General features: G+C 70.9%; 24 protein-coding genes. 15 read left to right on the forward strand and 9 right to left on the reverse strand.

Annotation, left to right across the window (positions count from 1 at the left end; translation table 11 throughout):
* Positions 1-84 precede the first annotated feature (84 nt).
* The 7 genes from G9Q41_RS02235 (at position 85) to G9Q41_RS02265 (ending at position 7803) form a co-directional block, all read left to right on the forward strand.
* A complete protein-coding gene (locus tag G9Q41_RS02235; protein ID WP_165631453.1) occupies positions 85-1569 on the forward strand; it encodes an aldehyde dehydrogenase family protein in 1485 nt (494 codons plus the stop codon).
* A 686-nt stretch (positions 1570-2255) separates the two neighbouring features.
* Complete coding sequence (locus G9Q41_RS02240; RefSeq protein WP_092521327.1) at positions 2256-2810, forward strand: Hsp20/alpha crystallin family protein; 555 nt, start codon at positions 2256-2258, stop codon at positions 2808-2810.
* Positions 2811-3302: 492 nt separating this feature from the next.
* Positions 3303-4727 carry an APC family permease gene (locus tag G9Q41_RS02245; protein ID WP_165631452.1) on the forward strand — a complete coding sequence of 475 codons (1425 nt, stop codon included), beginning with the start codon at positions 3303-3305 and terminating at the stop codon, positions 4725-4727.
* A 54-nt stretch (positions 4728-4781) separates the two neighbouring features.
* Entirely contained in the window at positions 4782-5543 is a 762-nt protein-coding gene (locus tag G9Q41_RS02250; RefSeq protein ID WP_165631451.1) for a lipoate--protein ligase family protein, read from the forward strand.
* 294 nt (positions 5544-5837) lie between these two features.
* Positions 5838-6209 carry a GntR family transcriptional regulator gene (locus tag G9Q41_RS02255; RefSeq protein WP_175454992.1) on the forward strand — a complete coding sequence of 124 codons (372 nt, stop codon included), beginning with the start codon at positions 5838-5840 and terminating at the stop codon, positions 6207-6209.
* The gene (locus G9Q41_RS02260) at positions 6206-7108 is read left to right on the forward strand and encodes an ABC transporter ATP-binding protein (protein ID WP_092521323.1); all 903 of its coding nucleotides are present in this window, start codon (positions 6206-6208) and stop codon (positions 7106-7108) included. Before G9Q41_RS02255 ends, G9Q41_RS02260 begins: the two co-directional genes overlap by 4 nt.
* Positions 7105-7803 (forward strand): hypothetical protein, encoded by a 699-nt coding sequence (locus tag G9Q41_RS02265; protein ID WP_092521322.1) that lies wholly within the window; start codon positions 7105-7107, stop codon positions 7801-7803. The genes G9Q41_RS02260 and G9Q41_RS02265 overlap by 4 nt, the downstream gene beginning before the upstream one ends.
* Before the next feature lie 75 nt (positions 7804-7878).
* Here G9Q41_RS02265 and G9Q41_RS02270 read toward each other — a convergent pair whose 3' ends face one another.
* The 3 genes from G9Q41_RS02270 to G9Q41_RS02280 form a co-directional block, all read right to left on the reverse strand.
* The gene (locus G9Q41_RS02270) at positions 7879-8994 is read right to left on the reverse strand and encodes an NAD(P)-dependent alcohol dehydrogenase (protein WP_092522654.1); all 1116 of its coding nucleotides are present in this window, start codon (positions 8992-8994) and stop codon (positions 7879-7881) included.
* Between the two features lie 190 nt (positions 8995-9184).
* Positions 9185-10177, reverse strand: coding sequence for an exonuclease domain-containing protein (locus G9Q41_RS02275; protein ID WP_165631450.1), 993 nt, complete (start codon positions 10175-10177; stop codon positions 9185-9187).
* Positions 10178-10393: 216 nt separating this feature from the next.
* The gene (locus G9Q41_RS02280) at positions 10394-10843 is read right to left on the reverse strand and encodes a MarR family winged helix-turn-helix transcriptional regulator (protein WP_165631449.1); all 450 of its coding nucleotides are present in this window, start codon (positions 10841-10843) and stop codon (positions 10394-10396) included.
* 100 nt (positions 10844-10943) lie between these two features.
* On the opposite strand from G9Q41_RS02280, the gene G9Q41_RS02285 reads away from it, so the two are divergent.
* From G9Q41_RS02285 to G9Q41_RS02295, 3 genes are all read left to right on the forward strand, one after another.
* Complete coding sequence (locus tag G9Q41_RS02285) at positions 10944-11501, forward strand: quercetin 2,3-dioxygenase (protein WP_165631448.1); 558 nt, start codon at positions 10944-10946, stop codon at positions 11499-11501.
* On the forward strand, positions 11498-12436 hold the full coding sequence (locus G9Q41_RS02290; RefSeq protein ID WP_165631447.1) for an alpha/beta hydrolase: 939 nt from the start codon (positions 11498-11500) through the stop codon (positions 12434-12436). The genes G9Q41_RS02285 and G9Q41_RS02290 overlap by 4 nt, the downstream gene beginning before the upstream one ends.
* Before the next feature lie 345 nt (positions 12437-12781).
* Positions 12782-13960 carry a beta-1,3-glucanase family protein gene (locus G9Q41_RS02295; RefSeq protein WP_347567429.1) on the forward strand — a complete coding sequence of 393 codons (1179 nt, stop codon included), beginning with the start codon at positions 12782-12784 and terminating at the stop codon, positions 13958-13960.
* Positions 13961-14087: 127 nt separating this feature from the next.
* Here G9Q41_RS02295 and G9Q41_RS02300 read toward each other — a convergent pair whose 3' ends face one another.
* The gene (locus G9Q41_RS02300; protein ID WP_165631446.1) at positions 14088-15125 is read right to left on the reverse strand and encodes an aldo/keto reductase; all 1038 of its coding nucleotides are present in this window, start codon (positions 15123-15125) and stop codon (positions 14088-14090) included.
* A gap of 176 nt (positions 15126-15301) precedes the next feature.
* On the opposite strand from G9Q41_RS02300, the gene G9Q41_RS02305 reads away from it, so the two are divergent.
* Positions 15302-16399 (forward strand): glutamate--cysteine ligase, encoded by a 1098-nt coding sequence (locus G9Q41_RS02305; protein WP_165631445.1) that lies wholly within the window; start codon positions 15302-15304, stop codon positions 16397-16399.
* 86 nt (positions 16400-16485) lie between these two features.
* Positions 16486-16953 (forward strand): helix-turn-helix domain-containing protein, encoded by a 468-nt coding sequence (locus G9Q41_RS02310; protein ID WP_165631444.1) that lies wholly within the window; start codon positions 16486-16488, stop codon positions 16951-16953.
* On the opposite strand, the gene G9Q41_RS02315 is transcribed toward G9Q41_RS02310, so the two are convergent.
* Together G9Q41_RS02315 and G9Q41_RS02320 are read right to left on the reverse strand one after the other, a co-directional pair.
* Positions 16932-18086, reverse strand: a complete 1155-nt coding sequence (locus G9Q41_RS02315; RefSeq protein ID WP_165631443.1) for an MAB_1171c family putative transporter — start codon at positions 18084-18086, stop codon at positions 16932-16934. The two genes, G9Q41_RS02310 and G9Q41_RS02315, sit on opposite strands and share 22 nt — an antisense overlap.
* Positions 18086-18586 (reverse strand): hypothetical protein, encoded by a 501-nt coding sequence (locus G9Q41_RS02320; protein ID WP_242687014.1) that lies wholly within the window; start codon positions 18584-18586, stop codon positions 18086-18088. The genes G9Q41_RS02315 and G9Q41_RS02320 overlap by 1 nt, the downstream gene beginning before the upstream one ends.
* A gap of 145 nt (positions 18587-18731) precedes the next feature.
* Between G9Q41_RS02320 and G9Q41_RS02325 the strand changes: the two genes are divergently transcribed.
* Both G9Q41_RS02325 and G9Q41_RS02330 read left to right on the forward strand, forming a co-directional pair.
* Positions 18732-19937 carry an amidohydrolase family protein gene (locus tag G9Q41_RS02325; RefSeq protein WP_347567428.1) on the forward strand — a complete coding sequence of 402 codons (1206 nt, stop codon included), beginning with the start codon at positions 18732-18734 and terminating at the stop codon, positions 19935-19937.
* A 301-nt stretch (positions 19938-20238) separates the two neighbouring features.
* Positions 20239-20922, forward strand: coding sequence for a GGDEF domain-containing protein (locus tag G9Q41_RS02330; protein WP_347567427.1), 684 nt, complete (start codon positions 20239-20241; stop codon positions 20920-20922).
* A 98-nt stretch (positions 20923-21020) separates the two neighbouring features.
* Here the strand turns inward: G9Q41_RS02330 and G9Q41_RS02335 are convergent, their stop codons facing one another.
* The 3 genes from G9Q41_RS02335 to G9Q41_RS02345 form a co-directional block, all read right to left on the reverse strand.
* Positions 21021-21437, reverse strand: a complete 417-nt coding sequence (locus G9Q41_RS02335) for a helix-turn-helix transcriptional regulator (RefSeq protein WP_165631440.1) — start codon at positions 21435-21437, stop codon at positions 21021-21023.
* A complete protein-coding gene (locus tag G9Q41_RS02340) occupies positions 21424-21855 on the reverse strand; it encodes a 2TM domain-containing protein (protein WP_165631439.1) in 432 nt (143 codons plus the stop codon). The genes G9Q41_RS02335 and G9Q41_RS02340 overlap by 14 nt, the downstream gene beginning before the upstream one ends.
* A 95-nt stretch (positions 21856-21950) precedes the next feature.
* Positions 21951-23528, reverse strand: coding sequence for a serine hydrolase domain-containing protein (locus G9Q41_RS02345; protein ID WP_165631438.1), 1578 nt, complete (start codon positions 23526-23528; stop codon positions 21951-21953).
* A gap of 215 nt (positions 23529-23743) precedes the next feature.
* Here G9Q41_RS02345 and G9Q41_RS02350 point away from each other — a divergent pair, with 215 nt between their 5' ends.
* A complete protein-coding gene (locus G9Q41_RS02350) occupies positions 23744-25120 on the forward strand; it encodes an NAD(P)/FAD-dependent oxidoreductase (RefSeq protein WP_165631437.1) in 1377 nt (458 codons plus the stop codon).
* Positions 25121-25243: the final 123 nt, after the last annotated feature.

Genomic DNA, 25243 nt, shown 5'->3' on the forward strand with positions numbered 1-25243 from the left:
AAAAACACTCCGGACCGACGTGACCGCGAACGCCGCAGCGGGTACCCGAGGGGTACCGAACCCCACTGCCCGGAAGGAGCGTTCATGAGCACCGACGCGCAGTCACCCCCTCACGCCTACGGCGGTTTCGACCGGATGCCCGTCGACGGGCGGTGGCGCTCCGGGAAGGCGAGCTCGGTCAACACCGACGTCAATCCCTACACCGGCAGGCAGCTCACCGAGATCCCCCACGCGGACACCACCGATGTGGACGCCGCCTACCGGGCGGCCGAACGGGCCCGGGGAGACTGGGCCTCCACGACGGCCGCGGAACGGGTCGAGGTGTTCGTCCGGGCCGCCGAGATCATGTCGCGCCGCAAGCAGGAGATCATCGACTGGCTGGTCGCCGAGGCAGGCGCCGTCCGCGCCCGAGCGGAGTGGGAGTGGATGGCGGTGCGCGCCGTCATGCTCGAAGCGGCCTCCTATCCCGCCCACGTGGAGGGCAGACTCCTGCCCGCCGCCCTCATCGAGGGCAAGGAGAACCGGGTGTATCGGCAGCCGGTCGGCACCGTGGCCGTGATCAGCCCGTGGAACTTCCCGATGCAGCTGTCCAACCGCTCGGTGGCGCCCGCGCTGGCCGTCGGCAACGCGGTGGTCCTCAAACCGGCGGGGGACACACCGGTGACCGGGGGCCTGCTCCTGGCCGCGATCTACCAGGAGGCCGGCCTCCCCGAGGGAGTGCTCAACGTGCTCATCGGCAAAAGCGGCGAGATCGGGGACCCGCTGGTCACCGATCCCCGCTCTCCGGTGGTCTCGTTCACCGGCTCCACCGAGGTGGGACGCGACCTCGGCCGGAAGGCGCCGCTCAAGAAGCTCGGTCTCGAACTCGGCGGCAACGGCCCGCTGGTCGTGCTCGACGACGCCGATCTCGAGCAGGCCGTGGACGCGGCGATGTTCGGCTCCTTCTTCCACCAGGGACAGGTCTGCATGGCCACCAACCGGGTGATCGCGCACCGGGACGTGCACAACGAGGTGGCCGAACGCATGAGGGCCCGGGCCGAGCAGCTGCGCTGCGGCGACCCCGCCGATCCCGGGACCAGCATCGGCCCGATCATCAACTCCGGCCAGCTCGATTCCGTGCTGGACAAGCTCTCCCGGGCGAGTTCCGACGGCGCGCGCACGCTGTGCTCCGGGCAGCCGCAGGGCCCGACCGGGCAGGTGCTGCCGCCGCACGTGCTCACCGGCAACAACGAGACCCCCACGGCCGCCGAGGAGGTGTTCGGCCCCGTGGCCACGGTCGTGCGCGCCGAGGACGAGGAGCACGCCCTGCAGCTGGCCAACAGCACGGAATACGGGCTGTCCAGCGGTGTCTTCACCCGCAACGAAGAGCGCGGGCTGCGCTTCGCCCTGCGGGTGCAGGCGGGGATGACCCACATCAACGACACCACGATCAACGACGAGCCGAACACCGCCTTCGGCGGGGAGAAGGCCTCCGGAATCGGCCGGTTCGGCGGCGAGTGGGCGATCGAGGAGTTCACCACCGACCACTGGGTCAGCGTGCAGCACTCCCAACGGCAACGACCGCTGTGAACGCACCCCGCGGGAAGGGGCCCGCCCCATCACCACGAATCTTGCCCGATTCAGGAACACCCCCGAGGAAAAAATTCGCCGCCGGCGCCCGCGCCACCGAAAAACAACCGTTCGGCGAAAAAACAACGACCGGCAACGGCGCGGCGCCGGCGCGGATCCGACCGGGCCGAACCCACGTGGGTCGGCCCGGTCGCGGCCGGGGCGCCGAACCGGAGGAATCCGCTACTCACCCGGGGAGCGCGACCGCGCACCGTCACCCACGTGTCCGGGGACGACGCCCAGCTCAGCCCGGGAGTTCACCCTTCAGGCACCCCGCTTGCGGACGCGGCGTCGACTACACCCCCCTGCTACACGATCCGTTCCGGAGGCGTGATGAAATACGGGCAGCGGAATCCGCTGAATGGGACAAACCCGTCTGCCTCGTGCGCGAGCCTGTGGAATCGTGAGCGCGTTCAGAACGGGAGCCCCGATTCAAGATCACCCGAACGGCTCAACAGTCGTGGGGCTGCGGCTCCACTTCCGGCAATGTGAGTGCCCTCCGGCTCACTCCGAAGTGGCCTGCGGAGGGCTCTGCGCACCGCCGCACGTGTTGTCCGGAACGCCCTTTGCTGTACAGGCCTGTATAGCTACATTGGTTCATGATAAATGGGTTGTCCTCGAACAACTCGCCACGCGGGTCCTGGGAGATGGTGGGATTGAGCAATCCGATCCGGCCGTTGGTCGCTTCCCTGGCGTTGCTGCTGCGCGACATGAAGCGCGGCAGAACGACGGTCGATCATTCGCAACACGAACAGCAATCACTGGCCGAAGCCCCCAGCTCCGTCATCCCGGAGCAGTGGGAAGCCCGGAACAGTGCGGAACTCCGGCAGACTCGTTCCAAGCCGCTGCGCCAGAAGCAGCAGTGGCTCATGGGACGGGACCTTCCCTCCGAGGCCTCCCCGGAGAACTCCTGGGAACCGACGGCGAGCACGTCGGTGAACCCGGCGGGAAACGTCAACATCGACGTCTCCCTGCCCGGTGTCACGGCGAGCGAAGTGGACGTGGGCCTGCGGCGGCGGGTCCTGATGACCGTTTCGGGCATCAGCGCAGGACGGGTTTTCCACCGTGAGGTGAGCCTGCCTCCCGGAGTGGACGCCGACAGCGTCACCGCGAGCATGAGCAATGGAACGTTGAGCATTCGCGCCCACACCGCGGAGCACTCCGAGGAGCACCCACGACGGGTCTCCGTGGAGTCAGCCTGACGACCCACGCGCATTCCGCACGCGGCAGCAGGTAAACCGAGCAGACGCCCCACCGTCTGCTCGGTCACCCCGGAGCACGCACCGAAAAGCACTTCTCCCACCCCGCTGGACGAGCGGCGGCGCGCCCGCACCGCGCCTCGCGGCGCGATGTTTCCACTTCTGCGGAACCGCGATGTTTCCGCCTTTCCCGAGAACGAGACTCTTCTGCCCGGTTCTGCCCGGCCGCGCTCGACGCGACGGCGCCCGCGGGCCTTCGCGCGGCCTCCTCCCAATTCCGGGACCGAATCATTCCGGGCGGCCAACCCCGGTGACCGAAACCGGCGGGCCCCGACTCCCCGCCGCACGAGGCCGGAGCCCGCGAGCACACCTCTCGCCCCGTCCGAGCGCTGCCCGCTGCTGTCATCCGTTTCGGTGCTGGTTCCGCCCGCACCCGCGGGATCAGGATGTCCCCGTGCCCGGAAAACCCGAACACGGTTCCCGGCGGGAGAGACCATGATCGACGACGGACAGCGCTCCTTCGCGCGCGTGCTCGGCCGGTGGGAAGTGCTCGCGATCGCCTTCGGAGCCATGATCGGTTTCGGCTGGATCGTCCGCACCGGGGAGTTCATCACCCGAGCGGGAACTCTGGGGGCCGCCGCGGCCTTCCTGCTCGGCGGTGTCGTCGTCGGTCTCGTCGGGCTGACCTACGCCGAGCTGGTCTCGGCCATGCCGCACGCCGGTGGCGAACACAACTACGTGCTGCGCGCGCTCGGCACGCGCCCCGCCTTCACCACCTCGTGGATGCTGGTGCTGGGCTACGTCTCGGTAGTCGCCTTCGAGGCCGTGGCGCTGCCGCAGAGCCTGAGCTACGTCTTTCCCGAGCTGCCCGCCGGTCAGCTGTGGTCGGTGGCCGGTGAGGACGTGTTCGCCACCTGGGCGGGGGTGGGCGTGCTCGGGGCCGCGGTGATGACCGCGGTGAACTACGTCGGGGTGCGCCCGGCCGCCGTGCTGCAGAGCCTGGCCGTGCTGTTCCTGCTCGCGGTCGGTGCCACCCTGCTGCTGGGCTCCTTCCTCGGCGGTGATCCCGCGAACATGCGCCCGCTGGTCTCCGCCGCCCCGGCAGGCGTGCTGAGCGTGCTGGTGGCCGTGCCGTTCCTGTTCGTGGGCTTCGACGTGATCCCCCAGTCCGCGGGGGAGATCGGACTGCCCTTCCGCCGCATCGGCAAACTGCTCGTGCTGGCCACCTGCACCGCCACGGCCTGGTACGTGCTGATCGTGCTCACGGTCGGTTCCGGACTCCCGGCCGAGGACCTCGCCCGGTCCGAGCTCGCGGCAGGCGATGGCATGAGCGCGCTGTGGAACAGCCCGACGATGGGCACCCTGCTCGTGCTCGGCGGCATAGCCGGCATCCTCACCAGCTGGAACGGCTTCCTGCTCGGCGCGAGCCGACTGGTCCACGCCATGGCCTGCTCGGGAATGCTGCCGAGCTGGTTCGCCAGGATCCACCCCCGGTTCGGCACGCCGAGCAACGCGATCCTGTTCGTCGGCGGACTGTCCCTGATCGCCCCGCTGTTCGGCGAGAAGATGCTCACCTGGCTGATCGACGCGGGCGGGGTCGCCATCGTGGTCGCCTACCTGATGGTGGCGAGCAGCTTTCTGGTGCTGCGGCACCGCGAGCCGGACATGCCCCGCCCGTTCCGGGTTCGCTGCGGAAGAACCGTCGGCGGGCTGGCCCTGACGCTGAGCCTCGGGCTGGCCGTGCTGTTCCTGCCCGGCATGCCCAGCGGACTCGACTGGCCGGCCGAGTGGATCATCCTCGGCGGCTGGGCGCTGCTGGGAGCGGTGTGGCTGCTCGGGCTCCCCCGGACCACCGCCCAGCATGGCCACCCGGCCCCGAGTGCGACCACGCACTCCGCCCACTCGGACGAGACCCGGTGAACCGAACGGCTCCGCGGTCACGGGCCCGTCCCCGCACCAGTAGGATGCGGAAACGTGGACCTGCTGCGTGGAGCGCTCGAGACGACCGACGACCAAGCCACGGAAGTCGGGCTCGCCCACGCGCTGGTGCGTCGCGTCGGCCGCGGAGCGGCCGGACCCGCTGTGCGGATCTACCGGCCGAGCGCCCCCGTGGTCGCCTTCGGCAGGAGGGACACCCTGCGGCCCGGGTTCGACGCCGCGCTGCGCGCCGTCCGCGACGCCGGCTTCACCCCGGTGGTGCGCGCCCCGGGAGGACGCGCCGTGGCCTACACCGCCAACTCGCTGGTCGTCGACCACATCGGGCAGGACCCCGGGTTCCTGTCCGGCATGGACGAGCGCTTCCGCGGCTACGCCGAGCTGTGGACCGAGGTGCTGCGCAGGCGGGGCGTGGACGCCCGCGTCGGCGCGGTGCCCGGCGAGTACTGCCCCGGTGAGCACAGCGTGAACGCGGGCGGCCGGGTCAAGCTCGTCGGGACCGCCCAGCGGATGATCCGCGGGGCCTGGTTGTTCAGCGCGGTCGCCGTCGTCGACGACGCCGAGCTGCTGCGACCGGTGCTGGCCGAGGTCTACCGCCACCTCGACCTGCCGTTCGACCCGGAGTCGGTGGGCTCCGTGCGCGAGGAGGCGCCGAACGTCGCCCTCGACGAGCTCGAACAGGCCGTGATCAACGCCTACGACGAGCGTTTCGGGCTGGTGCCCGCCGACGTCGACGAGGAGCTGCTCGACGACACCGGAAAGCTGCTCGACGAGCACCGCCTGAGCACGACGCGGAGCTAGCGCGACGTTCTCGCCGGGGAGGGCACCCTCCCCGCGTTCGTCCGCGTTCTTCCCGGCGGCGGTGCGGCACTGCCCCACCAGCCGCACCCGTCCGGTTCCCCTCCGCGGCGCTCGATCGGAGCGCGCCCCGGCCCACGCGCTCCCGAGCGCCCCGCGCTGCCTCGCTGCCCACCCGAGACGGGTATCGAGCTCCCCGCACGGCTCCGGCAGCGCGTCACGGGAGTTGACTCCCCGGTCCACCACTGGCATGGTTACCCACATGACTAATGAACCAACTAACCAACTCGGGCGGCGGTGGTGGCCGTGACGGACGACGGCCGCCCGCTGTTCCTCCAGATCGCCGAGCAGGTCGAAAGCTCGGTCATCGACGGCTCGCTGCCCGAGGAGTCACGGGCGCCCTCGACCAACGAACTCGCCACCTTCCACCGGATCAACCCGGCCACAGCGGCCAACGGCATCAACAAGCTGGTCACCGACGGGGTGCTCTACAAGCGGAGAGGAATCGGGATGTTCGTGGCCAGCGGGGCGCGCGAGCAGCTGCTCGAACGACGCAGGCAGACCTTCGGGGAGAAATTCATCGCCCCGCTGCTCGACGAGGCGCACAAACTGGGAATGAACGCCGAGGACCTGAAAAAGATGATCGACGCCTGGAGCGACGAAACATGACAGCGGTCAGCACGCGCGGAGTGAACAAGAAGTACCGGAACGTGGTCGCGCTCGACGACGTCTCGCTGGACTTCACCGAGAACCGGATCCACGGGCTGCTCGGGCGCAATGGAGCGGGCAAGACGACGATCATGCGCATCCTGACCGGTCAGGAGTTCGAGAGCTCGGGAAACGTCGAGGTGTTCGGGCAGCGCCCCTACGAGAACGCCGACGTGCTCAGCCACGTCTGCTTCGTCAAGGAGTCCCAGAAATACCCGGAGACGTTCTCGGTGCACCACGCGCTGACCGCGGCGAGCCTGCTCTACGAGAACTGGGACCCGGAATTCGCCGAATCGCTGATCGAGGAATTCCAACTTCCGCTCAAACGACGCATCAAGAAGTTGTCCCGGGGGCAGTTGTCCGCGCTCGGCGTCATCATCGGACTCGCCTCCCGCGCCCCGCTGACCTTCTTCGACGAGCCCTACCTCGGGCTGGACGCGGTGGCCCGCCAGCGGTTCTACGACCGGCTGCTGGCCGACTACGCCGAGCACCCGCGCACCATCGTGCTGTCCACGCACCTCATCGACGAGGTCAGTGACCTGATCGAGCACGTCACGCTGATCGACGCCGGACAGGTCCTGCTCGACGAGGACACCGAGAACCTGCGCTCCCGCGCCGTCACGGTCACCGGCCCGGCCCGGTCCGTCGAGGAGTTCGCGGCCGGGCGCACCGAACTGCACCGCGAGCAGCTCGGCGGGTTCCTCCGCGTGACTCTGAGCGGAGCCGCCCCCGAGCACGTCCCGGACGAGCTGCACGTGGAACCGGTCTCACTGCAGCAGCTCGTCATCCGAACCACCCAGCAGGCAGCCGACGAACGCACCGCGCCCGGTGCCACGAACGACGGGAGAGCGCACCGATGACACGTCTGCTCACAGTCGCCCGCATCCAACTCGTCAACAAGTTCGCGGTCCTGGGAATGCCGCTGCTCGTGCTGGCAGCCGTGTTCCTGATCAACATGGCCTCCTACACCGTGCTGAGCTCCCCCTCCGCGCAGGGGGAGGTGATCAGCGGGGCCCTGATGTCGATCTACTGCGTCATGCTGGCCGTGCACCTGCAGACCATCACCCAGGTCTTCCCCTTCGCGGCCGGGCTCAGCGTCACCCGACGAACCTTCTACGGCGCCACCGCCCTGGTCGTGGTGGGCCAGTCGATCGGCTACGGGGTGCTGCTGTACCTGCTGAGCCTGCTCGAACGGGCCACATCGGGCTGGGGCCTGCGGCTGCGGTTCTTCACGCTGCCCTTCCTGCCCCAGGACAGCGCCCCGGCACAGCTGCTCACCTACACGGCCCCGTTCCTGCTGCTGGCGTTCCTCGGCGTGTGGGTGGGCATCGTGTTCAAGCGCTGGGGCCAGCCCGGGGTGTACACGCTGGTGTTCGGCATCGGGCTGCTGGCCGGAACGCTCGCGGTCGTGGCGAGCTGGCAGGGGTGGTGGCCCTCGATCGGGCGCTTCTTCGTCGAGCAGCCGCCGACGGCCCTGCTCGGTGGCTACCCGCTGGCGCTGGCGGTGGTCATCGCCGCGACGGGCTATCTGACCCTGCGCCGGGCCGTTCCCTGACCTCCCGCCCGCGAACCGTCCGGGCGGGAGGCGCCCGCTGGGCAGCACTGCCCGCTCGGAACCGGCTCGGCCGGTTCAGGAGGGAAAACGCAGCACCGGTTTGAGCACCTCACCGGCCCCGGCATCGGCAGCCGCCTCCTCGATCCGTTCCGGTGAGTAGGTGCGGACCATCCGGTCGAAGGGCAGCCGCCCCCTCCGGTACAGCTCGACCAGACTGGGCACGAAGCTCGTCAGATCACTGTCTCCCTCGGTCACACCTCGGATGCCACGGCCGTTGAGCAGGAAGTTGACGTCGAAGGAGGCATCCGTGCCCACCGGAGGAGCCCCCGCCACCGCCACAGTTCCCCCCACCGACAGGGCGTCGACGGCCTGGCGCAGCAACGCGGGAACCCCGCTGCTCTCCAACGCGTGGTCGACTCCCCTGCCACCGGTCACCTCCCCGAGCCGGGCCGCGACGTCCTCCTCGGCACCGTTGATCACGTCGGTGGCGCCCATCTCCTTCGCGAGTTCCAGTCGGGAGGCGATGATGTCGACGACCACGACCCTGGTCGCCGTGGTGAGCGCCGCGGCCATGACGGCCGACAGACCTACCGCGCCCGCCCCGAAGACGGCGACGCTGTCCCCCGGCCGGACGGAGAGCTCGTTGAGCACGGCGCCCGCACCGGTCTGGACGCCGCATCCGATCGGGGCGAGCAACGCCAGCTCGTCCTCGTCGGCGGCCTTCACCGGCACGACGCCACGCTCGTGAGCCACGCAGTGCTCGGCGAAGGAGGACTGCCCGAAGAAGCGCCCACCGATCGGGGAATCGTCGACCGACCGGATCGGTGTCGTTCCGTCGGGACGAGCCGCGTCGAAGTTGCGGGGGATGAAGCTCCGGCAGTAGGCCGGGTGGCCGTGCAGACAGGCGGGACAACCTCCGCAGGAGTCGAAGGACAGCAGCACCGTGTCGCCGACGGCGACTCCGGTGACGGACTCGCCCACTGCCTCGACCACCCCCGCTCCCTCGTGTCCGAGCACGGCGGGCAACGAGGTGTGCAGCTGCTCGTCCCGGCTGGCCAGATCGGTGTGGCAGATGCCCGCCCCCACGACGCGCACGAGCACCTCGTCCGGACGCGGATCCTCCAGTCGGACGCTCTCCCAGGTGAAAGCCCCGGCTCCGGGGCGGGCCACTGCTGCTCGGGTCTCGAACACCACGACTCCTCTCCACGTCCGGTCCCACCGGATCCCCGGCAGTGGCCACGCCACCCCCGGCCACCGCCGCCGACCCGCTCCCGCATGGATACACCACAACGACGCCGGCGGCAGAGCGCGCGGGCCCTCTCGCGGAACCGTCCCGGCGCTTCGACCGGAAGCGTGACACGTTCCCCGGCGACGAGAGCGGTCACGGCGACGCGCTCGGACCGACCTCGGTCACCGACGAGCTCCGCTCCCCGGTGACCAGGGCCGTGAACTCCGCCTCGGTGAGGATCTCGAGGCGTTGCCCCTTCTCGCGGCGGCGCAACGCCTTGGCCACCTTGCCCGTGGTGAACCCGGACGAGAGGTCACCGGTGAAACCGTCCCCGACGACCAGGTGCGTGCTGCGCTTGGTGACGTCCTTGTTCGGCGTGGCCCCGCACTCGGCGGCGAGGTCCCAGGCCCGCTGCCGGGACACGGACAGGGAACCGGTGACCACCACGACCCCGCCGCAGAGCGGGTGCTCGGGATCGGCGGCGGTGTTGACCGCGGGCGCGGTCAGCTCCTCGCGGAAACCACCACCGCCGCCGCGGCCGCCGGAGACCGTGCGACACCCCTGCCACGTGTCGGTGCCGACGAACCCGAGCCTGGTTCCCGTCGCGACGGCGAAGTCCTCGACCGTGCGGCTGCCCCGCCTGCCCGCCAGCCCCACCAGGATCCCGGCGCACACCTCGGCGTCCGCGGCGGCCTCGTGGTGCCGGTCGAGCGGGACGTCGAGCGCCGCGGCCACCGTGGGCAGCCTGTGATTGGTCAGGCCCTTCAGCTCGCGCCGCGACCACACGAGGGTGCAGCCGTACCGCAGCGTGGGCCACATCAGCCCCTCCGCGTCACAGCCCTCCCGCACCGCTGCCGTGTCGAAGGCCGCGTTGTGCGCCACCACGGGCTGGTCACCGATCACATCGAGCGCCTCGCCCAGGCAGTGCTGAAACGACGGCTGCCCGGCCACGTGCTCGGGAGTGATCCCGTGGATGGCGACGTTGTGCGGGTCGAAGTGATCGAGCGGTTCGGGCGGCCGGCACAACCAGGAGTGCGTGCCCACGAGCCGCCCGTCGCGCACCACGGCCACGCCGAGAGCGCAGACGGAACCGCGTCGCGCGTTGGCGGTCTCCACGTCGAAGGCGACGAAATCGAGTCCCCGCATCACGACCTTTCCCGAACGACAGAGGGCCCGCGCGACCACGAAACCGCCCGGACCGCGCCCCGCGGGACGGTCGGTGCGTGGCGTCGTGCGACGGACGGCCGAGCAGCGAGAACCCGCTGCCCCGGAACGTCACCCGTGACATTACAACCCGCCCCGCGGGCCGATCCAGCGCACCTCGGCGCTTCCGCCACCCCGCCCGACCAGCGCCCCCGTGCCCTACTCCGGCGCGGGCCCCACCGCGGGAGGCTCGCCCCAGGGCGCTTCCAGCGCCTCCCGCAACGCCGCTACGGCACCACGACCGATCCGCTCGGCGAGCCGCTCCTCCAGCTCCTCCAGGAGCGCGCTCGCCCTGCGGTGCACGCGCTCCCCCTCCGCGGTGCGGCGGATCAACCGCTGGCGGGCCGAGCTCGGGTGCGGGCCCTGCTCCAGCAGCCCGGCGTCCACCAGCCCGTGCACCGCCTGGTGGACCGTCTGCCTGGTCACCCCCGTGCGCTGCGCCAGTTCGGACACCGTGGCGCCCTGCTCGTCGAGCACGGCGAACAACTGGATCTGGGGCGGCGAGACGGGGACCTCCCCGCTGCGCTCCAGGGCTTGCGACAGCGCCTCCTCGAACCAGCGCCGGGCCTCGCCGAGCAGTCCGGGGAGGTTGCGGCCGGTGGTGTGCATCAGTTCCTCCCGACGAGCCGACGACGGCGACCGGGGTTTGCCGGTCACCACAACTTGTGTCAGGCTACCTGACAAAGGTGTTCGTTCTCCGAGGAGCATCATGACCATCGAGTACGCCACCCGCCACCGGCAGGCCTCGGGCATCCCGCCCGAACCGGGCAAGCCCTACTTCCTGGAGAAGGGCGAAGGCGACCGGGCGCACCTGTTCGGCGACATGTTCACCATCTACGCAGGCGGCGAGCAGACCGAGAACACCTTCAACTTCTTCACCTGCGAGGGCCCCAAGGGCGACATCATCCCGGCACACGTGCACCCCGACACCTACGAGGTCTTCTACATCACCGCGGGAGCCGTGCGCCTGTTCGTCGAGGACACCGAAGGCGTCCAGCAGGAGAAACTGCTGACACCGGGCGACTTCGGCTTCGTGCCCAAGAACTGCCCGCACGCCTACCGCATGGAGCGCCACCACAGCCAGGTCGTCGGAGTCGCGGCGGGCCCGGCGGGAACCTACGAGCGGTTCTTCGAGAACCTCGGCGCCCCCACCGAGCAGCACGGGCTGCCCCACGAGCCCGTCGTTCCCCCTGCGGAGCGCTTCGCCGAGGTGGCCCACCGCCACGACGTGCGCTTCCTGCCCGAGCACCGCTGGAACACGGCATGACCGGCACCGGACCGACACCGCAGGAGTCGATCGCCGCCCCGCACCCGGACGAGGCCGCCCTGCCACCGCCCGCCTTCCCGACTCCGGAGGTGCGCCTGCTGCGCGGAGTGCCCTACGCCGAGCCGGAAGGCACCCGGCCACCGGAGCTCGACCTGTGGCTGCCCGGCCGCCCGAACGAGCCGGCGCCGCTGGTGCTGTTCCTGCACGGAGGCGCTTGGCAGCGCGGACGGCGCGACGACATGGGGGTGCACACCCGCCGCTGGTCCCCCGGCCCGTTCGCCCGCATCGCCGCGGCGGGCTTCGCCGTGGCCTGCGTGGACTACCGGCTCAGCGGCGAAGCCACCTTCCCCGCCCAGCTGGACGACCTGCGCTGCGCGCTGCGGTGGCTCGGACTCCGCTCCGCGCAGCTCGGCGTCGACACCGCGCGAACCGTGGCCTGGGGCGAGTCGGCGGGTGGGCACCTGGCCGCGCTGCTGGCCCTCACGCACGCGGACCCGCCCCTGGCCGGCGCCGTCGTGTGGTACGGGCCCAGCGACCTGGGCACGGCCCGCGAGGGCTACTCCCCGCACGATCCGCGCACGCCCGAGGCCCGACTGCTCGGCTCCGCTCCCGCCGCGGATCCCGAGCGGGCCCGCGCGGCCAGCCCCGTCGCGCACGTCCACGCCGGCGCTCCGCCGTTCCTGCTCGTGCACGGCGAGCAGGACACCGTGGTGGCGTGCTCGCACAGCACGGAGCTGGCCGCCTCCCTGGAGGCCAGCGGGGCGCGAGCCGAACTGCGGACGGTTCCGGACACCGAGCACGTCTGGCTCGGCGCCTCCGCGGCGGTGGTCGACGACATCTTCGAGCACTCGCTCGGCTTCGCCGAACGTCTCGTGTTCGGCACGAGCCCCCGGGAAGCGGCACACCGACCGCCCCGGTCCACGACCGAACCGTGACCTCCTCCGACCGCGCCGGAAAGCACGCCACAGCTGACCGCGCCGCTCCTCCGGGGGAACCCCCGGCTCTCTCGCGGGAAGGAGCGGGATTTCTCCCGTTCTTCCCGCGGGGAACGGCTGTTCCACGGCAGCGCGGTGAACTCCTCCGGGCAGCCGAAGCAGCCGCCCGCCCTCGGGCGAATCGTCCGGAACGGGCGCGACGTCCGCACCGCTGCGGCTGAACAACACCCCGAACGGTTCATCGGATGCGGAAGAACAGCGGAATGCTTGATCGGTCAGGCCGCCACCAGACTGGTCTGGACCCCTTCGGGTCGTACCCGACACACGGCCCCCAAAGGAGACACCGTGTTCAACAGGAGAGCCTTCCTCGGAGGAATGTCGACCGCCGCGCTGGCCGTGCCCGCCCTCGGGGCGGCCGCGTCCGCGACCCCCCGTTCCGGCGCGCCCCTCGGCAGCCAGAACTCCGCGGCCGCCTCGCTGCCGCTGACGGTGGTCAACAACACCGGCGAATTCGCCAACACGTCGATCACGCTCTACATCGTCGGCGTCAACTCGGCGAACCAGCACTGCCACGTCACCGCGGACGGCCGGCTGGTGCCCGTCTCCATGTCCGACAACGGATCGGACGGCTACGCCCACTACGGCATCCCGCTCAACGGCAGCGGGGAAACCACCCTCTCGATACCGCCCATGTCCGGCCGGATCTACTTCGCCCTGGACGGGGAGCTGAAGTTCAAGGTCGTCGAGAGCGGCACGGGCGAGCCCGCGCTGCAGTACCCCGCGGGCTGGGTTCCCAGCGACGCGAGCAACGCGGTCCTGCACGACACCTTCGAGTTCACCCTCAACGACAGGGGCATGCACTGCAACACCACCATGGTGGACATGTTCAGCGTGCCCTCGGCCATCCACCTGGTCGGTGCGCGGGACCAGACGACCGGGACGATCCCCGCGGGCGGACGGCAGCGGATCTTCTCCGAGATCAGCTCCATCCCCGGTTTCGAGAACCTGCGGCAGGGCGACCGCCGCGTCGTCGCCCCGGGGCACGCGCTCGACCTCGGCAACTTCTCCGAGACCTACTTCGATTCCTACATCGACCGGGTCTGGGAGAAGTACCGCTCGACGAGCATGAGCGTCGACATCGGAACCGGGGTCTACACCGGCAGCGTCTCCGGCGACAAGTTCGTCTTCGACGGCGACGTCGGGGAGTTCGCCCGCCCCAGCACCCGCGACGTGCTGTTCTGCGACGGTGAGCTGGCCGCCGGATCCGCCCCCCGCGGACCGGTCGCCGCCATCCTCGGCGCGGGCTTCAACCGCTCCGCCCTGCACAACGTCACCGACCAGCCCGCGAGCAGCGCGGGCGACTTCTACGGGACCGACATCACCAACCACTACGCGAAGGTGATGCACGCCAACACCGTCGACGGCAAGGCCTACGGCTTCGCGTTCGACGACGTCGCAGGCTTCGCCCCCTACGTCGAGGACACCGCTCCCACCTCGGTGACGCTCACCCTCACCCCCTGGTAACCGCTCCGCCGCTGCCGCGGGGCCCTGTCGCGAGGCCCTGCCGCGGTCCGTCCGCGGCAGGGCCCGCTCCGGAGACGAGGGCGCGGGGCAACGGCACCGCTCTCCGCGGAGAGCGGTGCCGCGGAGCTCAGCCGTGCAGCGCCCGATCGGCCGGACCGAAGCGATCCGCCGCCACGGCGGCCTGGTGCCAGTGGGGGTAGATCAACCACGGCGCGCTGATCTCGTCGAGCCTGGCGAACTCCTCGTCGGAGAGCCGCACCTCGGCCGCCCCCAGGTTGTCCCGCAGCTGCTCGTCCTTGCGCGCCCCGATGACCAGCGAGGACACGGCCGGCTTGCGCAGCAGGTAGGCCAGCGCGATCTGCGCGGGCGAGGCGCCGTGCGACTGCGCGATCTCCACGACCTCCTCGATGGTGTCGTAGAGCTTGCTCTCGTCCCGCACGGGCGGCTCGCTCCACTCGGTGAGGTGCCTGCCCTCCGAGCTCTGCTGCCCGCGCCGGTACTTGCCGGACAGCAGCCCACCGGCCAGCGGGCTCCACACCAGGATCCCCAGCCCCTGGTCCACCGAGGCCGGGACCAGCTCGTACTCGGCGTCCCTGCTTTCCAGGGAGTAGTAGATCTGGTTGGCCACGAAGCGCTGGTACCCGTGCCGGTCGGCGGTGGCCAGCGCCTTCATCAGCTGCCAGCCCGAGTAGTTCGACACCCCCAGGTAGCGGACCTTGCCGGAGCGCACCAGCGTGTCCAGCGCCTCGAGCGTCTCCTCCAGCGGAGTCTGCCCGTCCCACTCGTGCACGTGGTACAGGTCGATGTGATCGGTTCCCAGCCTGCGCAGGCTCGCCTCCGCCTGGCGGATGATGTGCTGCCGGGACAGCCCCGCGTCGTTCGGCCCGTCCCCCATCGCCATGCGCACCTTGGTCGAGATCAGCACGTCGTCGCGCTTGTCCCCGAGCGCCGCCCCGACGATCTCCTCGGCCGTGCCCGTGGAGTACATGTTGGCCGTGTCGATGAGGTTCACCCCGGCGTCCAGGCACACGTCGATCTGCCGCCTGGCCCCGGTGAGATCGGTGTCTCCCAGGTTGCCGAAGATGCCCTCCCCGCCGAAGGTCATGGTGCCCAGCGTCAACGCCGACACCCGAAGTCCGGAACGTCCCAGCTGCCGGTATTCCACGTTCGGCTCCTTATCCCGCTGCGTTCGACGTGCTCGGCAACGGCCGAGCAACACACGATCACGTTGCCACACTCCCCGCCGCTCCGGCAGCTTCCCACGGGGATCGGCCTGGCGCTGTGGAGCTCCCTCGGCAAGGATGGGGGTGGGGAACACCCCCTCTCGCCGGGAGTGATGCCGTGGTCGAGAAACACACCCTGGGTGTGGAAGAGGAGTTCCACCTCGTCGACTCCACCACCGGGAAGCCCTCCGAGTCGGGGCCGCAGATGGCCCGCGAGCGGTCGGGGATCACCGGATCGGGACAGGTGGACCCGGAACTGCTGTCCTCCCAGGTCGAGCTGTCCACCCCGGTCTGCTCCGAGCTGGACGAGCTGCGCTCGGCGCTGGTCCGGCTGCGGAACGACCTCGTCGAGACGGCGGGACGGCGCGGGGAGCGCCTGGTGGCCAGCGGCACCTACCCCGATTCGCACCGCTCGGTGATCACCCCGAAGCAGCGTTACGAGGAAATGCTCGCCCGGTTCGGTGTGGTCGCCCGCGAACAGGTGGTGTGCGGCTGTCACATCCACGTGGGGGTCAGCGATCCCGATCTCGCCGTGGCCGTGATGAACCGGGCACGTCCGTGGATGGCGACGCTGCTGGCGCTCTCGGCGAACTCGCCGTTCTGGCGGGGCGAGGACACCAACTACGACAGCTACCGCGCGCAGATCTGGTGGCAGTGGCCCAGCTCGGGCATGCCGGGGATCTGCGAGTCCTATGCCGAGTACGTGGCAACGACGCAGCAGCTGGTCGACGTCGGGGTGCTGCAGGACCGCGGGATGCTCTACTGGGACGTCCGCCCCTCCGAGCACCTCGCCACCGTGGAGTTCCGGATCTGCGACGTGGTTCCGCGGCCGGAGCACACCGTGATGCTGGCGGGACTGGCGCGGGCGCTGACCGCCCGCTGCGTGGCCGAGGAACGCCACGGGAGCCCGCTGCCGCGGACCACGCCGGAACTGGAGTGCGCCGCCCGCTGGCGCGCGGCCCGCTCCGGCCTCTCCGGCGAGCTGGTCGACCCGGCCACGGCACGGGCCCACCCCGCCGCCGAGCAGGTGCACCGCCTGCTGGACTACCTCGATCCGACGCTGGAGGCCTACGGCGACCGCGAAGCGGTGCGGGACCAGGTCACGCGCCTGTTGCGCAGCGGAACGAGCGCGAGCCGGCAACGCGCGGCCTTCCGCCCCCGGAACAGCCTGCACGACGTGCTGGAGGCCGCCACGGTGGTGCCCACCGAGCGGTGAGCACGCGACGCCGCAGCGGCCGGTGTCGCCGACGGCGCGGGCTAGATATAGTGCTCCCGCAAGGTCCGGACCATTCGGGAGGCCGCATGCGCAGGCATCATGCCGACGAGCACGGCTCCTCCGTGTTCGTGTCCCGACTGCGCAGACTCTTCGACGAAGTCACCTATGTGGATGATTCCGGGCGGCGTCGTCGATACTCGAACAGCTACGTCGGCGAGCGGACCGGTCTGTCCCGCAGCTACATCGACGGTCTGCGCAACGGGCGCAACACCAACCCCGGTCTGAACGTCCTGACCGCGCTGGCCGGCTTCTTCAACGACCACAGGGCTCCGGACACCGCACCGGTGACCGTGAGCTTCCTGGCAGGCGACGACGGCGAATCCCACAGTACCGACGACGAAACGCTCCGCGCGAGGCTCATCGACCGGGACGTCCGCGCGATCGCGCTGCGCGCGGGCGAGGCCAGCCCCCTGACACGGCGCCAGATCCTGGCGATGCTCGACGTTCTCGAGGACGACGCCCCCAGGCGAGGTCAGCCCGACTCCACGAACTGACCCCTGCGCAGCGCGGTGGACAGCTCGACCAACCACCGGATGTCGGCATCCATCCCAGCGCCGCCCCCGTTCCGGGGCGCGAGCACGGTGGCGACCTCGCCGCCCACGGGTTCACTGCCGTCCGCACGGGCCTCGGCGCGGGCCCGCAGCGCCTCGCGCAGTCGTGCGGCGCAGCGCTCGGTGGTGGCCGTTCCCTCCGCGTCCTCCCGCTCCGCGGCGGGGTAGTACGGAGCCAGCATCACCAGACCGTCCCTGATCTCGCAGGCCCGGCGATACCTGCGGGCGTGGATGCTCCACGGGCGCACCGCCCCGATGGTCCGGCGCAACGTGAGCGCGGGGAAGGCCCGGGTCACCTCTGACCACAGCGGACGCAGCGCACGGTGCTGCCGCCAGTGCCGCCACCACACGGGCATGGCCGCGACCATGCCCGCCACGATGGGGTAGGCCAGCCCGAAGGCCACCCCGGGGATGCCGAACAGAATGACGACCACATAGGCCAGCTGGGCGGCCGTCAGCGCCGGGGCCTGCGGGGACAGCACGATCCCCATCAGCGTCATGACCACCGACAGCAGATTCGCCAGCAGCGCCCCCACCAGCCCGATGACCAGGACGGACAACCCGATCCGCAGGTGCCTGCGCTGCGCCGTCCGAACGCGGCGCACCCCGTGGCGAAGCGCGTGGAAGACGCTGTACAACGTGGCCAGCGCGGCCAGCGCCTGGAACACCGTGGCGTGGCCGAACCCCTCGTAGGAGGCGGCACGCGGGTCGAGGCGCACCTGCGCGGGAGCCAGCGCCCACGTGAGCACCGCCAGCGCGAGCAGCCCGCCCACGATCGCGCGGTGGCGCAGCATCTCCCCGACCGCTCGCCGGTGCTGCTGCGCGCTGTAGACGAAGAACGCGAGCACGAGGTAGAAGGCCGCGGTCATCCCGAGGTTGCGCACGAGGCTGGGAATGCCCGGGTACACACCGTCGAGCCAGCCCTCCACGGGATGCCGCCCGACGGTGAAGGCGATGGCAGCCGTGGCGAGGCCGCTCGCGACCGTGCGCAGCAGCCGGTCGTCGGGCGCCCGCAGGAGTTGGAGCCCCTTGAGCGCGGTACCGGCCCATAACAGCAGGGTGAAGGTGACAAGCACTAGCGCCATCCCTGGTGGTGAGTCAGACTCCGGCTGATCCGCTGTTCGGCCGGATCATCCGCCGGTGCGGAATCCGCCGCGAGCACCGAACCCCATTCCTGGATGATCGTGGCACACAGTTCCGCTTCGCGTTCGTATCGGTCGTCGTAGCAGGTGCGCCTGCGCCGGCTCACATCGCCCTCGTCGCCTTCCTGCCAGTCCAGCTCGGTGGGAGGATCGTTGCGGATCACCTCCGTGTCCGCGTCCAGCACTCCCGCGTCGCTCGGATGCTGCCCGAGCAGGTGGCCGAGCTCGTGCAGAATGATGTGGTCCTGGTGCCAGCGCACGCTCTCCCGCTGGTAGAAAATGGCGTCGCGGTCCCGCAGCCGGAACCAGAGCCCGAACGGGCCGGGAACCCTGATCGGGTACTCGTAGAGCTCGATGGGGCGGCCACGCTGCTCCCCCAGCCTGCGGCAGAGATCACCGACGTCGAGCGGTGCGGGAACGTCCAGGTCCCGCAACAGGGTTCGGCACCTCCGCCGGAGCAACCATTCCCGCGGTCTTCCGATTCGTGAGAGCATAAAACCTCCGGGCGCGGAGTCTAATGCCGTGATCATTCCGCGCAAGCACGTCGTCGGGAATTCCCGCCGACGGTATCGTGCCGTTGTGCAGCAACTATTGAGCGCTCATCAACTGCTGGTCGGACCGCGCGGACAACGCTTCTCCCCCGGTGCCCTGCTGATCGACGACGACAGGATCACCGCGGTCGGCACGGTCGCCGAGGTCGAGCAGCGGGCCGCTCCCGACGCACACCGGCTGGACCATCCACAGGCGACGATTCTGCCCGGTCTGGTCAACGGCCACGTGCACCTCGGCTTCGACTCCGGCGCGGACCCGGCCGCCGCGCTGCGCGCCTCCACCGACGAGGAGCTGCTCGCGGCCATGGGGCAGCGGGCCCGCCTGCACCTGGCGGCCGGGGTGACCACCATCCGCGACCTGGGGGACCGGGACGGGTTGATCACCGAGCTGCGCCGCTCCGTCGAGCGCGGCGAGGTCGCCGGCCCGCGGATCCGGGCCGCCTGCGCTCCCCTGACCCCGCCCGGAGGGCACTGCTCCTTCCTCGGCGGCGAAGTGTCCGGTGCCGAACAGATCCGCTCCCGGGTGCGTGACAACGCGCGCCGCGGCGCCGACGTGATCAAGGTGATGGCCAACGGGGGCCAGACGAGTCCCGACGGGCCGCGCATGACCGATGCCCAGTTCACCCCGCACGAGCTGTCCCTGATCGTGGAGCAGGCACACGCCCTGGGACTTCCGGTCGCGGTGCACGCCTACACCTCCGAGGTCATCGCCGCGGCGGTCGAGGTCGGGGTGGACACCGTGGAGCACTGCACCTTCATGGGCCCCGACGGCGCGGTGGACCTGCGGGACTCCGTGGCCGCGACCATGGCCGCGCGCGACATCGCCGCCTCCCCGGCGCTGCCCTCCCAGTGGCGCGCCATGTGGGACAAGCTCGGTCCCGAGCGCTCCCAGCGCATCGCCGAACGACTGCGCTGGTTGCGGGACCACGGGGTTCCGCTGCTGTTCGGCAGCGACGCGGGGGTGCCCGTCTCCCACCACGGGGATCCGGTCAGCACGCTGGAGCTCTACGAGCACATCGGCGTTCCGCCCGAGCGGATCCTGGAACTGGCCACCACGGCCAGCGCCCGCGGACTCGGGCTCGCCGCGGAGACCGGCGCGCTGCGGCCGGGACTGGCCGCCGATGTGGTCGTGGTCGACGGTGACCCGCTGGTCGATCTCCAGAAGCTGCGCGAGCCCGCCCTCGTGCTCAGCGCGGGACGTGCGTTCCCGGATGGGCGCCCGAGTCCTCTGTAATCCGAATGCGGGAACGACGACAGGTCGCACAGCCTACTATGCTGATCACAGGACGATTTCGACCCGATATGGTGACCTCACCACACCGGTGATCGCGCAACACCTGGGAGTGCGAACCGACCATGCCGCACGGAAGGACGTACCCCTCGCGCCGAGAACGCGGGGCATCGAGCGGATCGGGCCACGCCGCACGGTGCTCGTCCCGACCTGAGCCACGCGCTCGCGGGCGGTTCGCGCCCTGGTCCCCCGCCGACCGCGCCGGGCCGACGCTGCCGCCGAAGACGCCTTCCGGGAGGACGCGGTGAGCAACGTCCTCCCGACGGCGGTGACGGCGGTGGTGCTCGGCTGCTGGATCGCGGACCGCGTCCGGAACGAGCGCGCGCTGGCCCGGGAACGCAGGAGTCGTCGCCTCGCGCTCGCGGGCCAACGGGAACGCCACCGGCGCGAGCTCGACGAGCTCGAACGGCGGCACCGCTCCGACATCGCCGAAGCGCTGACCGACCCCGTCACGGGACTCGCGAACCGACGCGCGTGGGAACCGACGATCTCCGCACGGCTGCGCGCACCGTGCGAACTCGCCCTGCTCGACCTCGACGACTTCAAACGCATCAACGACACCCACGGGCACGCGGCCGGCGACCAGCTGCTGAACATCGTCGCCCGACGGCTGCGGCGAGCGCTGGGACCCGACGCCGCTCTGGGCAGAGTGGGCGGCGACGAGATCGTCATGGCCGTCCGACCCGGCGTCGACTGGGCCCGCGTGGCCGCGGTGGTCACGGCCGATGTCGGGATCACCGAGACGACCGCGGTGCGCGTGGGAGCCTCCATCGGGGTGTTCCGCACCGACGGGCAGCCCGCTCCAGGGCTGGTCCACGCCCTGCGCTCGGCCGACACGGCCATGTACCGGGCCAAACGACTCGGCGTGGACTGGCAGCCCGCGGCCGGGTCGCACTCCGAGGTGGCCATGCTGCCCCGAGCCGCCTGACCGAGACCCATTCCGACGTGCCGGTGCCCGGGGCGATCCCTCCGCGGGATCCCCTCGAGCCGCGCTCCCCGGAAGGGGACCACTGCCATCCCAGGCGTTCAGGACCCGGGATCTCGTCCGGCGCGCACCGCCGCCAGAAAACCCGGATCGTCCAGGTAGGACATCGTCGTTTCGAGATACGCCGCGAGGACACGTTCCCCGGAAGTGGTGAGCTCGTACATCTTGCGCCGCACACCGGTACCCGGCGCCGCTCGCCGGGTGTGGGTGATGAGGTTGAGCCCTTCGAGCCGGCGCAGGTTGCGGTGCAGGCTCTGCTCGTCGACCGTCAGGTGCCCGGCGGACGTCTCGGCGAGAAACCCCTGGATGTCACCGGACCAGGCTGCTCCACGGGTGAGCGCCAGGAGCACGAACAGCATGAGCGTGCTCTTCTTGTGCGTGTCCGACCACGAGGAGAGCACCTGCCGTTCGTAGTCGGAGAGACGGTCGACGTGACGGGCGTCCTCAGACAGCGACATCGTCGTAGCCCCTGCTGGTCAACGCGCCGAAGGTGTGCACCACGAGTCCGATGCCCCAGAGCACGCTCAGCGGGACGAGCGCGCCGAACCATCCGGGAGTCAGCACCTCCCCGCGCCCGGACAGCCCGAGGACCGCGGCGTGTCCCCAGAAGAAGCCGTTCACGATGACGTAGGTCAGCACGTGCGCGAAGAAGTTCCCGTAGGCGCGCAGCCGCAGCGCTGTCCGGTGACGCAGGCAGAACGCCAGCGCGCAGATGCCCACCCCCATCAGCAGCAACCAGGTCACCAGGTTCGGCCTGCTGTCGGCGAGCAGTGCCACCTGGACCTGGACCACCGCGACCCCGCAGACCAGCCCGGTGGCGTATTCCTTCAGTTGCCGGTTCGTGATCGGCTCACGACCGACCGGTCGTTGACTCATCCCGCCGTCCTCCCTTCTAGGATCCTACCTTCGGAACTATACCAAAGGTTTAGTTCCGATGGTCCCCCTTTTCCGGGCGCCACGACGGTCGGGGCTCACCGCTGCCGCGAACCCACCAGAACCGGCCTGTCGTCGGAGCCCGAACCACGGCGGGAAACGCTGCTGGCGAACTCCACCTCCACCGAGTCGTGCCCGAACCCGAGGGTCACGGTGTCGGCGTGCGGAGTTCCGAGGAACCGCCACGTCATGCGCAGCGTGTCGGCCGCGGGCCAGGCCGCGCAGCCGGCGACGCGGGTCCGCGGAGGGGCCTGGTAGAGCTTCGCGGCCGCCGAACCGGGCAGCAGCACCGCGGAGGCCGACAGAGTGCTGGTCGACTCGATCCAACGCCGCAGTCCGCACACCACGGAATGACTGCCCCGCCCGTCCACGAGCTCCACCGAGCACCGGTCCCCGGTGAAATCGAGCGTGATCCTTTCCAGCCCGAGCTCGTTCGCGTCGAACACGTAGCTGCCGCAGTAGCGCTCGGCCGAGCTCGGGGAGCTCTCCCCCCGCACCACCGGCAGCCGGAGCGCTGCGAGCTTCCCGTCCAGCCGCTGCCCCGGCACCGAGGGCGCGGCCCCCATCGCCGGAAGCAGGGTCCGCCAGGCCAGCCCGAGCACCGTTCCGTGGCGCTCCGCGGTGGTCGCGAGCACGGCGTCCTGGTCCGGCATGACCACCGCGCACTGGTCCAGCGCTCCGTGCCCCCGAAAGGTGTTGTGCCTGCCGCGCCAGAACAAGTACCCGTATCCCGCGGACTCCTCCGGACCCCGCCCGGGGGTGTCGACCCGCTTGCCCGTGGCCCGCTCGGCCCAGAACCGCGGTACGACCTGCTCGCCGTTCCACACCCCCCGACGCAGGTACGTCTGAGCGAACTTGGCGATGTCGCCCGTGCGCAGGGCCAGCCCGCTGCTGCCCGCGCTGACGCCGTCCGCGAACTCCTCCCAGCGGCCGACGCGGATGCCCAGCGGGGCGAACAGCCTCGGTTCGAGGTAATCCCGCGCGCTCCGCCCGACCACCCGGTGCAGCATCACCGTGGCCAGGATCGCGGCACCGTTGCTGTAGGTGAACCGCGTGCCGGGCGGGTGCTCGACCGGCCTGCTCAGCAGGGCGCGCACCCACTCCGTGCTCGGCGCCGAACGGGGCAGCCGCGTTCTCTCCATCGGGTCCGCGGCGTGCCCGGCGGTCATGGTCAGCAGGTGGCGCAACCGCATCGCGGCGAGGTTCGCCGACACCCGCGCGGGAAGCAGGTCGGGCAACACGTCCACGACCCGGTCCTCGAGCCGGATCCTGCCCTCCTGCACCGCGAACCCCACGGCGGTGCCCAGCACGCTCTTCGTCAACGAGTAGGTCAGCTGCGCGGCGTCGGAGGTGTAGGGCTCCCACCAGCCTTCCGCCGCGACCCTGCCGTGCCGCAGCAGCACGAAGCCGTGCCCGGCGAACCCCGCCTTCTCCAACCCCTCCGCGAAGTCCAGAATCCCGCCGGGGTCCACCCCCAGCTCCTCCGGACTCGCGCGCACCAGACCGTCGGGCGAACCCCGCCGCGGCTCCGCCGCGGCGGCTCCCCCACTCATCATCATGCCCGTGATCCCGACCCCGAGCCGGACCAGGAAACCACGGCGCGTCGACGCAGCCATCCCCCGTGCCTACCTCGCGGGCAGGCGTCTCGACCACGGGACACTCCGGACGATCACCGAGTCACGCGGGTGAGGATTCTCGCGTGCCCACCAGGGGTTGGGGCCTTGCCACCCGTTCCCGGAGCGATGTCCCGACATCGCCGTGCGCCTGCCGCGCTGCGGTGCTGTGCTGGGGCCTGCGTGCTTTCCCCTGCTTCCTACCTCGGGAGGTCGGCATGCCCGACGAAGAAGTCGATGCCGTGGTGGTCGGGATGGGCCCGGGCGGCGAGGACGTGGCGGGGCGACTCGCCACGGCGGGCCTGAACGTGATCGGCGTGGACAACCGCCTCCTCGGCGGGGAGTGCCCCTACTACGCCTGCATCCCCACCAAGATGATGGTGCGCGGGGCCGGTTCCCTCGCCGAAGCGCGCCGGGTCCCCCGGCTGGCCGGAGACGCGCGGGTCAGCCCGGACTGGACCCGGGTGGCCGACCGGATCCGCGACGAGGCCACCACCGACTGGGACGACAGCACCGCCGTGGAGCGCTTCGAGAGCACCGGCGGTCGTTTCCTCCGCGGCCTCGGACGCGTCACCGCCCCGGGCGAGGTGACCGTGTCCACCTCCTCCGGCGAGCAGGTCCTGCGCGCGCGCCGCGCTCTCGTGCTCAACCCAGGCACCGAACCGGCCGTCCCCCCGATCGAGGGACTGTCGGGCACGCCGTTCTGGACCAACCGCGAAGCCGTGCGGGCCCGGGAACTGCCCTCCTCGCTGGTGGTGCTCGGCTGCGGGCCGGTCGGCATGGAATTCGCCCAGATCTTCGCCCGGTTCGGCGTCACCACCACAGCGGTGGAGTCCTCCCCGCGGCTGCTGCCCGGCAGCGAACCCGAGGCCTCGGCCTGCATCACCGAGGTGTTCACCGGCGAGGGGATCACCGTGCGCACCGGGACCTCGGCCACTCGGGTGCACCACGACGGGAAGCACTTCACCCTCGAGCTCGACTCGGGGGAAACGCTGACCGCCGAGCAGCTGCTGGTCACCACGGGACGCCGCACGGACCTGGCCGCGCTGGGCGTGGGCAACCTCGGGCTGCCGGAGGACGGCGGGACCATCGACGTCGACGGACGCATGCGCGCCGCCGAAGGGGTGTGGGCCGTCGGGGACGTCACCGGCCACGGGGCGTTCACCCACACCTCGATCTACCAGGCGCGCATCGCCGCCGCCGACGTTCTCGGCAACGGGGAGGAAACCGCCGACTACCGCGCCGAGCCCGCGGTCACCTTCACCGACCCCGAAGTGGCCTCGGTGGGGATGAGCGAGTCCCGGGCGCGGGAGCAGGGCCTGCCCGTGCGCACGGGCGTGGCCGCGATCCCGTCCGCACCCCGCGGCTGGATCCACAAGGCGGGCAACGAGGGGGTGATCAAAGTGGTGGCCGACACCGAACGCGACATCCCCCTCGGGGCCACCGTGGTCGCCCCGCTCGGCGGGGAGGTCCTCGGGGCGCTGGCGGTCGCCGTGCACACCCAGACGCACCTGGCCCAGCTGCGCCGGATGATCCTGGCCTATCCCACTTTCCACCGCACCATCGAAACCGCGCTGGACCAGCTGGCCGAGTGAGCCCGCACCACTGCAGGCCGCGAGCGGCTGGTCGGGCGCGGCCCCGCCGCGGTCGCGAGAACCTCGCGCGCCGGGGCGACGTCCCAGCTCAGCGGGACGGAACGAGCCGACTGCCCAGAAGTC

Source organism: Actinopolyspora sp. BKK2 (genome assembly GCF_011291845.1).
GTDB classification, from domain to species: Bacteria; Actinomycetota; Actinomycetes; order Mycobacteriales; family Pseudonocardiaceae; genus Actinopolyspora; species Actinopolyspora saharensis.